Source organism: Streptomyces sp. CB02980 (assembly GCF_014451325.2).
Taxonomy (GTDB): domain Bacteria; phylum Actinomycetota; class Actinomycetes; order Streptomycetales; family Streptomycetaceae; genus Streptomyces.
Map to the genome: position 1 here is coordinate 17902 of NZ_JACSCH020000012.1, position 13122 is coordinate 31023.

At 71.8% G+C, this 13122-nt stretch carries 11 protein-coding genes; 2 read left to right on the plus strand and 9 right to left on the minus strand.

Going from position 1 to position 13122, the window contains the following annotated elements; genetic code table 11:
* Positions 1 to 70: 70 nt before the first annotated feature.
* Together E0F75_RS24070 and E0F75_RS24075 are read right to left on the minus strand one after the other, a co-directional pair.
* Positions 71 to 3193, minus strand: a complete 3123-nt coding sequence (locus tag E0F75_RS24070; protein WP_187624649.1) for a non-ribosomal peptide synthetase — start codon at positions 3191 to 3193, stop codon at positions 71 to 73.
* 558 nt (positions 3194 to 3751) lie between these two features.
* Positions 3752 to 5299, minus strand: a complete 1548-nt coding sequence (locus E0F75_RS24075) for an MFS transporter (RefSeq protein ID WP_187624650.1) — start codon at positions 5297 to 5299, stop codon at positions 3752 to 3754.
* A 187-nt stretch (positions 5300 to 5486) separates the two neighbouring features.
* Between E0F75_RS24075 and E0F75_RS24080 the strand changes: the two genes are divergently transcribed.
* Together E0F75_RS24080 and E0F75_RS24085 are read left to right on the plus strand one after the other, a co-directional pair.
* Complete coding sequence (locus E0F75_RS24080) at positions 5487 to 6551, plus strand: nitrous oxide reductase family maturation protein NosD (protein WP_187624651.1); 1065 nt, start codon at positions 5487 to 5489, stop codon at positions 6549 to 6551.
* Between the two features lie 52 nt (positions 6552 to 6603).
* Entirely contained in the window at positions 6604 to 7653 is a 1050-nt protein-coding gene (locus E0F75_RS24085; RefSeq protein WP_187624652.1) for a methyltransferase, read from the plus strand.
* A 98-nt stretch (positions 7654 to 7751) separates the two neighbouring features.
* On the opposite strand, the gene E0F75_RS24090 is transcribed toward E0F75_RS24085, so the two are convergent.
* From E0F75_RS24090 to E0F75_RS24120, 7 genes are all read right to left on the minus strand, one after another.
* On the minus strand, positions 7752 to 8084 hold the full coding sequence (locus tag E0F75_RS24090) for a TcmI family type II polyketide cyclase (protein WP_187624653.1): 333 nt from the start codon (positions 8082 to 8084) through the stop codon (positions 7752 to 7754).
* 52 nt (positions 8085 to 8136) lie between these two features.
* On the minus strand, positions 8137 to 8616 hold the full coding sequence (locus E0F75_RS24095) for an SRPBCC family protein (protein WP_187624654.1): 480 nt from the start codon (positions 8614 to 8616) through the stop codon (positions 8137 to 8139).
* 2 nt (positions 8617 to 8618) lie between these two features.
* On the minus strand, positions 8619 to 8879 hold the full coding sequence (locus E0F75_RS24100; RefSeq protein ID WP_187624655.1) for an acyl carrier protein: 261 nt from the start codon (positions 8877 to 8879) through the stop codon (positions 8619 to 8621).
* 24 nt (positions 8880 to 8903) lie between these two features.
* On the minus strand, positions 8904 to 10151 hold the full coding sequence (locus tag E0F75_RS24105; RefSeq protein ID WP_187624656.1) for a ketosynthase chain-length factor: 1248 nt from the start codon (positions 10149 to 10151) through the stop codon (positions 8904 to 8906).
* Complete coding sequence (locus tag E0F75_RS24110; protein WP_187624657.1) at positions 10148 to 11416, minus strand: beta-ketoacyl synthase; 1269 nt, start codon at positions 11414 to 11416, stop codon at positions 10148 to 10150. Before E0F75_RS24110 ends, E0F75_RS24105 begins: the two co-directional genes overlap by 4 nt.
* Positions 11413 to 11883 carry a cupin domain-containing protein gene (locus E0F75_RS24115; RefSeq protein WP_187624658.1) on the minus strand — a complete coding sequence of 157 codons (471 nt, stop codon included), beginning with the start codon at positions 11881 to 11883 and terminating at the stop codon, positions 11413 to 11415. Before E0F75_RS24115 ends, E0F75_RS24110 begins: the two co-directional genes overlap by 4 nt.
* A 65-nt stretch (positions 11884 to 11948) precedes the next feature.
* Complete coding sequence (locus E0F75_RS24120) at positions 11949 to 13070, minus strand: SchA/CurD-like domain-containing protein (protein ID WP_187624659.1); 1122 nt, start codon at positions 13068 to 13070, stop codon at positions 11949 to 11951.
* Positions 13071 to 13122 lie beyond the last annotated feature (52 nt).

A 13122-nucleotide genomic window follows, 5' to 3' on the forward strand; every position in this document is an offset into this window, starting at 1 on the left:
CGAGGGGGTGCGGACGTGACGGGGTCCGGGTACGGCCGGGAGGGCCGTACCCGATGAACCGGGGGAGGGGCTACGGGCGTTCGCGGACGACGGCGGCGATGCCGGCCGGGGTCGGGGTGTCGAAGAAGACGTCGAAGTCGACCTCCACGCCGAGCGCGTCGCGGATCCGGGCGGCGATCTGGACCACGGTGAGCGAGTGGCCGCCGAGGTCGAAGAGGTCGTCTTCGGGGCCGACGTCGGGCAGACGCAGCACCTCGGCCCAGATCCGGCGGACCGTCGCGGTCGTCTCGTCGGTGTCGGTGTCGGTGTCGGCGGCGCGCGGCGCCGGGACCTCGCGTGGCGGTACGGGCAGGGCCCGCCGGTCCAGTTTGCCGTTCGGGGTGAGCGGCAGGCGCTCCAGGGTGAGCCAGCGCTGCGGCGCCATCGCGGCCGGCAGCGTGCGTGTCAGATGGTCGCGCAGTGCGGCGGGGGCGGGCGGCCTGGCGCCGGCGGCCGGGACCAGGTAGCCGGCCAGGAAGGGCTCACCGTCCTCCTCGGTACGGACGGCGACGGCGGCCTGGGCGAGGGCCGGGTGCTCCAGGAGGGCGGACTCGATCTCGCCGAGTTCGATCCGATGGCCGCGGATCTTGACCTGGTCGTCGATCCGGCCGAGGAAGTCGAGTTCGCCGTCGGGCGTCCGGACGGCCTGGTCTCCGGTGCGGTAGAGCCGGGTGCCGGGCGGGCCGAACGGGTTCGGCACGAAGCGGTCGGCCGTGAGTTCGGGTCGGCCGAGGTAGCCGTGGGCGACGCCGTCCCCGCCGATCACCAGCTCTCCGGGGACGCCGAGCGGGGTGGGACGCAGCTGCTCGTCGACGACGTAGGCCTGGGTGTTGGCGATCGGGCGGCCGATCCTGACCCGCTCGGGTACGGCGGGGAGCTCGGCGCAGGTGGACCAGACGGTGGTCTCGGTGGGCCCGTACACATTGAACAGCCGGGCGGTCCGCGCGCGCAGTTCGCGGGCGAGCGGGAGCGGAAGCGTCTCGCCGCCCGCCAGGCCGGTGACGGTGCCGAGCGCGTCGACGCCGGTTCCCGCCGTGAGCATGACCCGCCATCCGGACGGGGTGGCCTGGACGTGGGTGACGCCTTCGCCGCCGATCAGCGCGAGCAGCCCGGGGCCGTCCACGGCGAGGCCGTCCGGGGCCAGGACCAGCCGGCCACCGGTGATCAGCGGCAGGTAGAGCTCCAGCGCGGAGATGTCGAACGAGAGCGAGGTCAGGCCGAGCCAGGTGTGCCGAGGGCCGGAGTCGAGCCGGTCGGCGAAGGAGGTGAGGAGGTTGACCAGCGCCCGGTGGCCGACGGCGACGCCCTTGGGGCGGCCCGTGGAGCCGGAGGTGTAGAGGACGTACGCCACGTCGTCCGGACCGGGAGGGGCGTCAGGCGTGGCGTCGGGGGACGTGACGGGAGAGGTCTCGGCCGGGTCCTGGGCCGACGGCGCCGGGAGCCGGAGGACCGCGGGGGCGGCATCGGCGACCGCGGGCGCGGGCTCGCGGTCGGCGAGCACCAGAACGGCTCCGGAGTCGCGCAGGACGAGGGCGAGGCGTTCGGCCGGATAGCCGGGATCCAGCGGCAGGTACGCCGCGCCGGTGGCGAGCGTGGCGAGCAGCGCGGCGGGCAGGTCGGCGGTGCGGTCCAGGTGGAGGGCGACCAGGTCGCCGGGCCGGACGCCGCCGGTACGCAGTGCCGTGGCCAACTGCTCCGCACGGAGCAGCAGTTCGCGGTAGCTGAGCTGGCGGCCGGCGGTGCTGACCGCGACCGCGTCGGGGGTGGCGGCGGCCTGGGCGCGGACCAGGTCGAGCACGGTCCGGTCGGCCGGGTAGGGCCGGTCGGTGGCGTTCGCCGCGGTGGTGACGGCCCGGAGTTCGGCGGCGTCCAGGAGCGGCAGGTCGAGGAGCCGGGCGCCGGGGGAGGCGACCGCGCCGGCGAGCAGGGTGCGGTAGTGGCCGGCGATACGGCGGGCGGCGTCCGGCTCGATCACGGCCGGGTCGTACTGGAGGCTGCAGTCGAGGCCGCCGCCCGGGGTGCCGGGCGTCTCGGGGGCTTCGACGATCTGGAGGTGGAGGGTGTTGCGGGCGGTGCGGTTGTACACGGCCCACGAGACTCGGACACCGGTGTCGGCGAACTCCGCGTCAGGACCGCGTCGGCGGTAGCCGAGCGAGACGGCGGTCAGGCCGACACGGGGGACCAGCCCGGCGACGGCGGTGCCGAACGGCACGCTGCGGTACGGGTATCCGGCCCGCAGCTCGGCCCTGACGGCGGCGGCGAAGTCGGCGAAGGTCTGCGACGCATCGACGGCAGGTGCGTGGACGGGCAGCTCATTGACGAACATCCCTATCTCGTCCCGGAGTTCGGGCGTCCTGGTGGAGAGCGGCACGGACACCGGCACCGCTTCGCCGCCGTAGCGGCGCAGCAGCCCGTGCAGGGCCGCGAGCAGGAACTCGAAGACCGTGGTGCCGCCGAGTGCGGCCGCGGCGGCCAACTCCCCGGCCTCGACGCCGTCGAGACGCCATTCGACCGCCTCGCCGGCCCCGGCGGCCCCGGCGGCGGTCGGGGTGCGCGGCGAGCCGGGCAGTACCGGTTCGGTGGCGGTGGCCCAACGCGGCCCGTACCACTCGGCAGCCCGCCGTACGGTGTCCGGTTCCGCGGCCGGCGCGGCCTGCGGGGTGGCCACGTGCAGGGGCGCCGAGCCGTACGCGGCCGCGAGGTCCCGGATCAGGACGTCCTTGGAGTTGCCGTCGAAGACCGCGTGGTGGGCGGTGACCAGCAGTTCGGCGCTCCCGTCGGCGCGGCGGTGCAGGGTGAAGCGGCTGAGCGGACCGGTCTCCAGAGCGAACGGACGAGCGGCCTCCTCCTCCAGTCGCTTCTCCAGGTCGGCCTCGTCCTCCGGTGCTTCGAGCTGCTCCAGTTCGGGCCGGCAGGCCGCTGGTTCCTGCCAGACCTGGCCTTCGCGTTCCACCAGACGGGCGGCAAGGGCCGGGTGGCGCCTGGTCACGGCGGTCACGGCGCGGACCAGCGCCGCTGTGTCGACCCGTTCGAAGGAGATCCGCACAGGCATGTGGAACGCCTCGCGGGCCAGTCCCAGCCGATCGGTCAGCCAGACCCCCTGTTGAGCGGGGGAGGCCGGAATGCGGTCGGTCAAGGGCAGGACTTCGGACATCGGCGGCTCACTTAGGACGTCGGAGCAGAGCGGAGGAGCAGCGCGGGGGAACGTGCGGACGCCGGCGTGGGGCACGGGCTACCGCGACTCGGTGCTTCGGACGCCAACGGCAGTCCGAGGCGTCCGGGTTCGATGACGGATCCGGCCGCCGTGCGACCTGGGTCCACCCCCCGGGGACCGGTCGACGGCCGTGACTGGTCAGGACCGCCGGACACGCCAGGATGCCCCGAGGCGTCTGGTATCTACAGCCCCGTCCGATGCGGACCATTGGTCCAGACCTGTCGAGAGATTCGCACACCGTCAAAGCACCGTCAAGAGCCGTCCACTGCCCGGAATGAACCTCCATGTCCGCGCCGAGCTCAACCGACTTGCACCCAAACATCCGTGTGTATGATCTGCCCTGATGCAACGTCAACATCCGTACGCCCGGGGGAACATCAGTCGAATCTCACGTTCCGCCACCGGTCTCCCGAGAGTGCGGCCGAGATCGCGGAAGTCCGCCGGCGCGCGGCCGCGCCGCAGCGGCCGCGCGATGCCACACGTCGTGGGCGGCCGCCGCTACAGGGCGGCGTCCGCCGGCGTCTCCTGACCGTGCGGACTCACGCCCGCCTCCGGCTTCTGCTGCTCGGCGCCGCCCGCCGGGATGCGCACCGTCGCGACGACGAGCAGTGAGGCCATCGCACCCAGTGCCGCCGCCACGACCAGCACCGCGTTCAGGCCCGATGCGAACGCCTCACGCACCAGGTGCGTCATCTCGGCGCGTTCACCTTCCGGCCAGCCCGCGACGACCGACCGGGCCTGTCCGCCGCTCAGAGCTGCCGCCGTCCCGTGCGGGTCCGGGACACTGCCGTCGGCCTTGAGCACGCTCTCGATCCGCGACTGGAAGATCAGGCCGAACACGGCGATCCCCAAGGCGAAGCCCAGCTGGCGGAAGGTGTTGACCGCACCGCCCACCATGCCTCCGCGCTCCGGCGGCACCGTGGCCAGGGCCGCCGCCGCCAGGCTCGGTGTCACGAGCCCGACCCCCAGACCGGAGACGACGAGCCCCGCCACGATGCTGCTGCCCGAAGACCCCGCGTCGAGGGTGGCCTGCATTCCGGAACCCAGGGCGATGAGCGCCAGCCCTCCGCCGATGGACGCCCGGGGCGGCCAGGGACCGAATCGGCCCGCGAGGGCCGAGACGAGGAACGCCGCGGCGCACATGGGCAGGATGTACAGACCCGCTTCGACGGGCTCGTACCCCAGTACGGACTGCATCCACAGCGACTCGAACAACAGAGCGGCGAACGCAGCGCCCTGCAGGAACAGGGCGCTGATCATGATGCCGGTGAACGACGGCCTGCGGAACAGCGACAGATCGAGGACGGGATGCTCGTGCCTCGTCTCGACCACGACGAAGAGGGTGAGGGCGACGGCCGCCGCCGCGAACAGGCCGAGCGTGAAGGGTGCCGTCCAGCCCTCGGAGTGGGCTCGGATCAGCCCGAACGTGAGGGCCCCGCTCGCCACCGTGAAGGTGACCACGCCGAGGACGTCCGCACGCTGCCGGCCCCGGCCCTTGACCTCGCGCACCGAGCGCAGCGTCAACACGACGGCGACCAGACAGACCGGCAGGTTGACGAAGAAGATCCACCGCCAGTCCAGGTACTGGGTGAGGAGTCCGCCGACCATCGGCCCGGCCGCCGCGGCGACCGAGTTGGTGGCGCCCCACACGGCGAAGGCCACCCCCCGCTCCCGGCCGCTGTAGTGCATGCCGAGCAGGGCGATCGTCGTCCCGAACATCCCGGCGGCGCCCAGTCCCTGCACCGCCCGGGCGCCGATCAGCACACCCGCGTTCGGCGCGATCGCGCACACCACCGACGCCGCGGTGAAGACGATCAGTCCGACGAGGTACACCTTCCTGCGGCCGATCCGGTCGGCGCGGGAACCGACGCCGAGCAGCAGCGACGCCAGTGCCAGAGCGTAGACGTCGACCACCCACTCCAGATCGGAGAGCGTGGTGTCGAGGTCCGCCGCCATCGCGGGCAGCGCCACGGTCACGATCGTGACGTCCACCAGAAGCATGAAGGTGCCCAGACAGATCGCCACCAGAGGCCACCACTTGCGCATCCGAACCCCTTCCCTGCCCGCTGCACCGAAGAGGTGCCCCCGGCGGCCCCCATGATCCACGGCGGAGCGGTGTTTCCACCCAGGACCCGCGCGCCACGCCCATCGCATGGACCGCAGGGAGGTATGCCTAGGTCCGCCTGGACGATCAGCGGTGGCGGGGCCGAAGGCCCGCTCATAGCTTCGCCGTATGACCAAACGACAGATCGCCTACCTGGCGTGCACCGTGACCCTCGTGGTCTCGGGGATGGGAGCCGCCGCTCCGGCGGCCGGCCACCGGACGGTGCACCGCGTCAAGCCCGGCGAATCGATCCAGAAAGCAGTGGACGCCGCGAAGCCCGGGGACACGATCGTCCTCTCCCCGGGCACCTACCGTGAGAGCGTCCGCATCACCACGTCGAACCTGACCCTGCGGGGCTCGACCGTCTTCCCCACCGTCCTCGTGCCCGGCAAGGCCGCCGCCGACGACACCTGCGCCACGGCCGGTCACGGCGTCTGTGTGACGGGCACGGCCGACCGGCCCGTCGAGGGTGTCACCGTGCGCTCGCTGACGCTTCAGGGCTTCACCAAGAACGGCCTGTGGGCGTCGCGGACCGACCGGCTGAAGATCCACCGGGTCACCGCCGAGAAGAACGGCAACTGGGGCATCGCCCTGGAGCGGTCCGTACGCACCGCGCTGACGCACAACGTCGCCCGGAACAACGCCGACGCCGGACTGTTCGTCTCCAACACCACCGACACGGAGGCGGGCGCCGTCGACGCCCAGGGGACGGTGATCAGCCACAACCGGGTCTCCGGCAACCGGATCGGCCTCACCGTGCGCCGCCTGCGGAACCTGACCGTCGAGCGCAACGAGGCGACCGGGAACTGTGCGGCCGTGTTCGTGGTGGGCGACGAGTCCACCCCGCGCGCAGGGGCGATGACCCTGCGCCGCAACAACATCCACGACAACAACAAGCACTGCCCCAAGACCCCCCGCCTGCCCTTCCTGCAGGGCTCGGGAATCGTCCTCACCGGCGCCGAGGAGACGCTGGTGGCGGAGAACAGGATCGTGGACAACGTCGGCGCCTCGCCGCTTTCGGGCGGCATCGTGCTCTTCAAGAGCTTCGTGGGCGCCCTCAACGAGCGCAACGAGATCCGCGACAACGTCGTACTCCGCAACGGCTCGGCCGACCTCGCCAACCGCGACACCGGCCAGGGCAACACCTTCCGTGGCAACACCTGCGGGGTCTCGGAGCCCGCGGGCATGTGCTGACGGTCGGCTCCGCTTCCCCACCCACGGCACCACAGCACAGACAAGGCGACAGATGACGACTGTTGATCCGGTTTCCCCGACTGTCGATCCGGCTCCTCCGCCGCCCATGCGGCTCAGGGAGCTCGTGTTCGGGGCGGCATGCGCCGCCGCCGTACGCGCGGCCGTCCGCCTCGGTGTGGCGGACGCCCTGGACGACACACCCATGACCGTGGAGGACCTGGCGGCCGCGGTGCGGACCCAGCCGCGGACACTGCGACGCCTGCTGCGCGCGCTGTCCTGCCAGGGCGTCTTCACGGAGAACCCCGACGGCACGTTCGCCCACACGGAGATGTCCCGACTGCTGCGCGAGGACGACCCGCACAGCCTGCGGTACATCGCCCTGTGGTGCACGGAGCCGTGGACGTGGGAGGTGTGGCCGAAGCTCGACGAGGCGGTGCGCTCCGGCCGTAACGCCTTCGAGGACGTGTACGGGAAGGAGTTCTTCACGTACCTCAACGAGGAGGCGCCCGAGTCCGCGTACGTGTTCAACCGGGCCATGACCACGTCGAGCCAGCAGTCCGCCCGGGACGTCGCCGACCTGCTCGATCTGCAGGGGGCCGCCTCCGTCGCCGACATCGGAGGCGGTCAGGGACACGTCCTGGCGAGTCTGCTGGAGCGGCACCCCGCCCTGAACGGCACGCTGCTCGACCTTCCCGGAGTGGTGGAGAACGCCGACCCGCGGCTGCGGGACGGCGGCGCGCTGAGCTCCCGGGTCCGTGTCGTGGCCGGCGACTGCCGGGAGGACATCCCGGTCCAGGCAGACGTGTACATCATCAAGAACATCCTGGAGTGGGACGACGACAGCACCCGCAGGGCCCTCGCCAACGTCCGCGGGGCGGCGCGCCCCGGCGCCCGGGTCGTCGTGATCGAGAACCTCGTGGACGACACGCCTTCGATGAGGTTCACGACCGCGATGGACCTGCTCCTGCTCCTCAACGTCGGCGGTGCGAAGCACACCCGGCAGAGCATGGTCGACCGGCTCACGGACGCGGGCCTCGTGATCGGCGAGATCCGGCCGGTCAACGCGTATCTCCACGCCTTCGAGTGCACCGTTCCCGGCTGACAACGGCGCACGAGGGAAACCCGAGGCCGCCCGCTCCGCGTCGATCGCGGGGCGGGCGGCCTCGGGTTTCCCTGTCGTGCGTGCTCTCGGGAGGGAGATCAGGAGCCTGCGTCCCGCTCCCAGCGGTAGAAGCACTGCGCCATGGCGTCCTTGGGGCTCCGCCACGTCTTCGGGTCGTACGCGCTGACGTACGCCGACAGCTTCTCGCTCGCGTCCCGGAACTCGGGGTGTCCGGTCAGCTTCGCGATGGCCGGCGCCGGGTCCTGCTCCGACTCGATGAGGTGCAGGTACACGTCGCCGAACTGGAACAGGCGGCGCCGGGTGACGCCGACCAGGTGCGGGAGTTCGCCACGGTCGGAGGCGGCGAACACGTCGGCGATCGCCGGCGCCGAATCGGGCGCCATGCGGGCGACGATCAGGGCGTGGTGCATTGAGCTTCCTTCCTGGGAGTGCGGACGCGCCGGTGTGCGCGGCCGCGTGCGGTCAGCCCGGCAGGACCGAGGCGCCCCGGCGGTCGCGCGCGACCTGCTCGATGCGGTCCCGGATGAGGGCCATCTGCGTGCGCGAGTTGCGGTTGATGTTGTCGGTCATCCAGGCGTCGTCGACCGGAGCCTCGGGCTTCATCGCGAAGTCCTGCACCCAGCGCATGTGGACGCCGGCCGGTGTCTCCTCGTACTCCCACCGGATGTCCATGTGGTCGAACGGACCGGTCTCGACGCGGCGGGCCCGGACGGTCCGCCCGCGGCGGTCGACGGTGCGCTCCGACACCCAGCTCCAGACCTTCCCGGACTCGTCCGGGTGCATGGTCAGGCGGAAGGTCGTGGAGTCGCCCTCGCGGGAGAGCACCTCGAGGGAGGCGTACTCGCTGAAGAGGTTCGGCCAGTTCTCGATGTCGTTGGTGATGTCCCAGACGAGGTCGAGCGGGGCATCGATGGTGATGCTGTTGTCAGTGTGACCGGACAACGTCAGACTCCCGTCTTGAGGGCGCTGTTGACCAGGCCGAGGAACTCGGCGGGCGTCTTGCAGCGCTCGGCGTCCGTCGGCAGCGCCACGCTGTACCGGTTCTCCAGTTCGCCGACGATCCCGAGCAGGCCGAGCGAGTCGACGCCGAGGGTGGCGAACGGCGCGTCCGGCGCCTTCTCCAGCTCCCGGACGTCCACGGTGACACCGGCCGCCTGCTTCATCAGCGCGGCGAGCTCGTCGAAGGTCAGTGTGGTGGTGATCATCTGTACTCTCCTTCCCGCCCGGTCCTACCGGGCGGTGTCGTCGCCGCGGCGCACGACCAGCGCCGCGTTGGATCCCATGAGTCCCCGGCTGAGGACCAGGGCCGTGCGCAGCTCGGCGGGGCGAGCGCGGGACACCACCAGATCGAGGTCGTGGCAGATGTCGAACACGTTGGGGGTGGGGGGGACCACGCCGTGCTCCATCGCGAAGACCGCGGCGGCGGTGTCCAGGACGGGCGCCCCGCAGTAGGCACGGCCGATGCCCGTCTTGGGCGCCGTGACGGGTACGCGGGTGGCGTGCGCTCCGAGGGCGTCGGCGATCGCCAGCGCCTCGGCGCGGTCCGCCTCCGGTACGCCCAGGGCGTCGGCGAAGACGACGTCGATCTCCTCGGGGGCGCACGCGGCCTCCTCGAGGGCGACCCGGATGGCGCGGGCGAGTCCCTCCCGGGACTCCTGCCATCGGGAGGCGCCGGTGAACGTGGCGCCGTGGCCGGCCACGACGGCCCGGACGGCGGCTCCCCGGTCGCGGGCGCGGGACTCGTCCTCCACGACGAGCATCGCGCCGCCCTCCGCCGGGACGAAGCCGCAGGCTCCCGCGGTGAAGGGCCGGTAGGCGCGGTCAGGGTCCTCGACGGTGCTGAGCTCCGGGTATCCGAGCTGGCACACCATCGAGTACGGGGCGAGGGGGGCCTCCGCCGCTCCGACGATCACCGCACCGGTCCCACGCCGTACGGCCCGGGCCGCGTGGGCGATGCCGTCCAGGCCTCCCGCCTCGTCACTCGCGACCACACCGCACGGCCCCTTGAAGCCGCTCCGGATGGAGATCTGGCCGGTGCTCGCGGCGTAGAACCAGGCGATGGACTGGTACGGGCCGACGAACTTGGATCCCTGGCCCCAGAGCTTCTGGAGCTCGCGTTGGCCGAACTCGCCGCCGCCGGAACCGGCCGCGGTGACCACGCCGATCTCGAACGGCTCCTCGGGGTTCTCCCGGGCGAGGCCGGCGTCGTCGAGGGCGAGCTGGGCCGCGGCCATCGCGTAGTGGCTGAAGCGGTCGGTCTGGACGAGGAAACGCTCCTCGATCAGGGCGGTGGCGTCGAAGCCCCGGACCTCGCCCGCGACCTTGAGGGGCAGGTCCTGGCACCCCTCGCGGGTGATCCGGTCCAGTACGCCGAGCCCTTCGCGGACGGACTTCCAGTACGCGTCGGCACGCAGTCCGTTGGGGGCGATCACACCGATGCCGGTGACGACCGCGCGCCGTGGGCGTTCAGTGCTCATCGTGTCCTCCCGCCCGGCCCCGTCAGGAGGACCGCGGACTGGAAGCCGCCGAATCCGCTGCCCACCGAGAGCACGTTCCTGAGCTTCCGGGGGCGGGCGGTGCGCGGCACGTAGTCCAGGTCGCACTCGGGGTCGGGGGTCTCGTAGTTCGCCGTCGGAGGTACCACCTGGTGCTTCAGAGCGAGGACGCAGGCGGCCACCTCGATCGCGCCGATCGCGCCCAGCGAGTGCCCCACCATGGATTTGATGGAGCTCATGGGCGTGTCGTAGGCGTGCGCCCCCAGGGACCGCTTCACGGCGGCCGTCTCGTGCCGGTCGTTCTGCCGGGTGCCCGAGCCGTGCGCGTTGACGTAGTCGATCAGCGTGGGGTCGAGCCGGGCCTGGTCGAGCGTGGAGTCGATCGCCCGGGACATCTCAAGCCCCTCGCCGGTCAGGCCGGTCATGTGGTACGCGTTGCCGAAGGTGGCGTAACCACCGATCTCGCAGTAGATGTGCGCACCGCGGGCCCTGGCGTGCTCGTACTCCTCCAGGACGAGGACGGCCGCGCCCTCGCCCATGACGAAACCGTTGCGGTTGTTGTCGAAGGGCCTGGAGGCGTGCTCCGGGTCGTCGTTGTCGGGCGACGTGGCCTTGATGGCGTCGAAGCAGGCCATGGTGATCGGGGATATCGGGGAGTCCGACGCGCCCGCGATGCAGACGTCCGCCCGCCCTTCCTGGATGGTGTGGAAGGCGTAGCCGACGGCGTCGAGGCCGGAGGTGCATCCGGTGGAGACGGTCTGCACCGGGCCGCGGGCGCCGAACTGCTCGGCCACGACGGAGGCGAGCGTGCTCGGCGAGAACGCCATGTGCAGCTTGGGGTCGGCCGCGCGGTGGTCCACGTCCCACCGTCGCCCGCCCTCACTGACCAGGACGTAGTCGTGTTCGAGCCGGGTGGTGCCGCCGACGGCGCTGCCCAGGGAGACGGCGACGCGCCAGGGGTCTTCGGTGTCGGTGTCGAGTCCGGAGTCGCGGACGGCTTCTCCGGCGGCGACGACGGCGAACTGGATGTACCGGTCGGCGTGGCGGCTCAGGTCCGGGTCCAGTCCGTGGTCCGCCGGGTCGAAGTCGCACTCGGCGGCTATGCGGGAGCGCAGCCCGACCGGGTCGAACAGGGTGATGCCGCGGGTCGCGGTACGGCCGGCGGCGAGGAGGTCCCAGAACGCCTTCGCTCCGGTGCCGCCCGGAGCGACCACACCGATGCCGGTGACGGCCACTCGCCGGGTCACTCGATGGCCCCGCTTCGCTCGGACACCTGACCCGGGTCGCCCACGGTCAGGTGCGGGCCCGCGGCGGCGAGCTCGGCCTCGTCGGTGTCCTCCGTGTCGACGTGGCCGAGGCTCGGCCGCGGGGCGAGCGGGCCCAGGTGGAAGACCATGCGGGCCTCCACGTCGCCCACGTTGCGGAAGCGGTGCCGCACGTCGATCGGGATCAGGAGTCCCTGATCGGGCCGGAGCGCGTACGTGTCGCCGTCCAGATCCACCTCCAGCGCGCCCGAGACGACGTACACGAACTCCTCGGAGTACGGGTGGTAGTGCTCGCCGATGCGCTCGCCCGGTTGAACGATGGCCAGGCCCATGAAGCCGCTGGTGGAACCCACCGTGGCCGGAGTGAGCATGGCCCGCAGGTCACCTCCTCGCCTGCGGTTGGGTTCCGTCTCGCTCAGGTTCACGATGCGTGGACGCTGCTTGAGCATGGTTGATACCTCCGGATGTGGCAGTGACGTGCTGGAGACGACTGCGGTGGGGCCGCGACCGGCCGTCAGGAATCCGCCGAGCGGTCGGTGACGGGCAGCATGTCGGCGTGCGACAGAAGCCGGTTGATGTTGCGCTCCGTCTTCAGGGAGCCCTCGACGCCGATCGCGGCGCCGTCGAGGAGGAGTTCCAGCTCCGCGGCCTTCCGGGTGTCCTTGAGCCCGAGGGAGGCGACGGGGTCGAGGTCGAGTTCGCCCGTGATGTCGATGAGGCGCACCACGATGTCGTCGCGCTGGAACACGGTGCTGCCGTACACCGGGCTGTCCGGGTCGTCCGAGGCGGCCCGGTCCTGATCGGCGAGCAGCCGGGCCAGCTCCATCCCGCAGCCCTCCTTGGCCGGGTAGTACAGCGCGTGCCGCCGCAGGTCGGCCGGTGTCGGCCGGCTGGACACCACGTGCTGGACGGCCGGGAGCGCGGCCCGGGTGAAGAACACCCGTGCCGACTCGGGGTCGGTCAGGTCGCGGTCCTGCTCCAGGTACGGGTTGATGGCCTCCTCGACCGCTCGTACCTCGGGCTGACGGGCGACGTGCCGCAGCGCCACGAGGAGGTCGCCCTCCACCTCCACGGCCCGCACGACGCGGTTGCCGTGCATGAAGAGGGAGGTACGGCGCAGCCGTGTGGTCTCGTCGACCTGGGCGCGGGGCGACTGGTACCCGGCCAGGATCTCCGCCACCTTCGACTCGGAGCCCGGCTTGACGGTGAAGGTGAGGGCATGGCGTGCCACACCGTCGCCCACGCGGGCGGCCACCTGCATGCCCGTCGGGGCTCCGGCCCGCGAGGCGGACTGCGCGGGACCGGTCTCCCGGAGGATGCTGTAGCGCATCGAACGGGTGTCCCGGACACAGCTGTGCATGGGCTTGACGGTCTCGACGTGCTCCTCGCTGTTCACCCATGCGAGGAACGGCGGCGCGCTCTCCCACTCGCTGGTGATGAGCCACTGCGAGGGGTTCTCGATGGACTGGCAGAGCTGGTCGCTGATGTGGCCGGGAACGGAGGCGACCTGCTTGCACATGAGTTCGTACGCGTCCAGGAACTGCTGCTGAGCTCCTTCGTACAGGTCGAGCAGGAGGATCACCCGGAGCCTGGAGCCGTCGAAGGCCGACTGTGAGATGCGTCCCGAGGGGGCCATCCGGCACACCTCTTCTCTTCTCGTGGGGGGGCGGGAACGACCTGCGTGACCG

Coding starts and splice junctions, on each gene's coding strand:
- E0F75_RS24070 (WP_187624649.1), bottom strand. CDS start 3,193: ATGTCCGAAGTCCTGCCCTTGACCGACCGCATTCCGGCCTCCCCCGCT.
- E0F75_RS24075 (WP_187624650.1), bottom strand. CDS start 5,299: ATGCGCAAGTGGTGGCCTCTGGTGGCGATCTGTCTGGGCACCTTCATG.
- E0F75_RS24080 (WP_187624651.1), top strand. CDS start 5,487: ATGACCAAACGACAGATCGCCTACCTGGCGTGCACCGTGACCCTCGTG.
- E0F75_RS24085 (WP_187624652.1), top strand. CDS start 6,604: ATGACGACTGTTGATCCGGTTTCCCCGACTGTCGATCCGGCTCCTCCG.
- E0F75_RS24090 (WP_187624653.1), bottom strand. CDS start 8,084: ATGCACCACGCCCTGATCGTCGCCCGCATGGCGCCCGATTCGGCGCCG.
- E0F75_RS24100 (WP_187624655.1), bottom strand. CDS start 8,879: ATGATCACCACCACACTGACCTTCGACGAGCTCGCCGCGCTGATGAAG.
- E0F75_RS24105 (WP_187624656.1), bottom strand. CDS start 10,151: ATGAGCACTGAACGCCCACGGCGCGCGGTCGTCACCGGCATCGGTGTG.
- E0F75_RS24115 (WP_187624658.1), bottom strand. CDS start 11,883: ATGCTCAAGCAGCGTCCACGCATCGTGAACCTGAGCGAGACGGAACCC.
- E0F75_RS24120 (WP_187624659.1), bottom strand. CDS start 13,070: ATGGCCCCCTCGGGACGCATCTCACAGTCGGCCTTCGACGGCTCCAGG.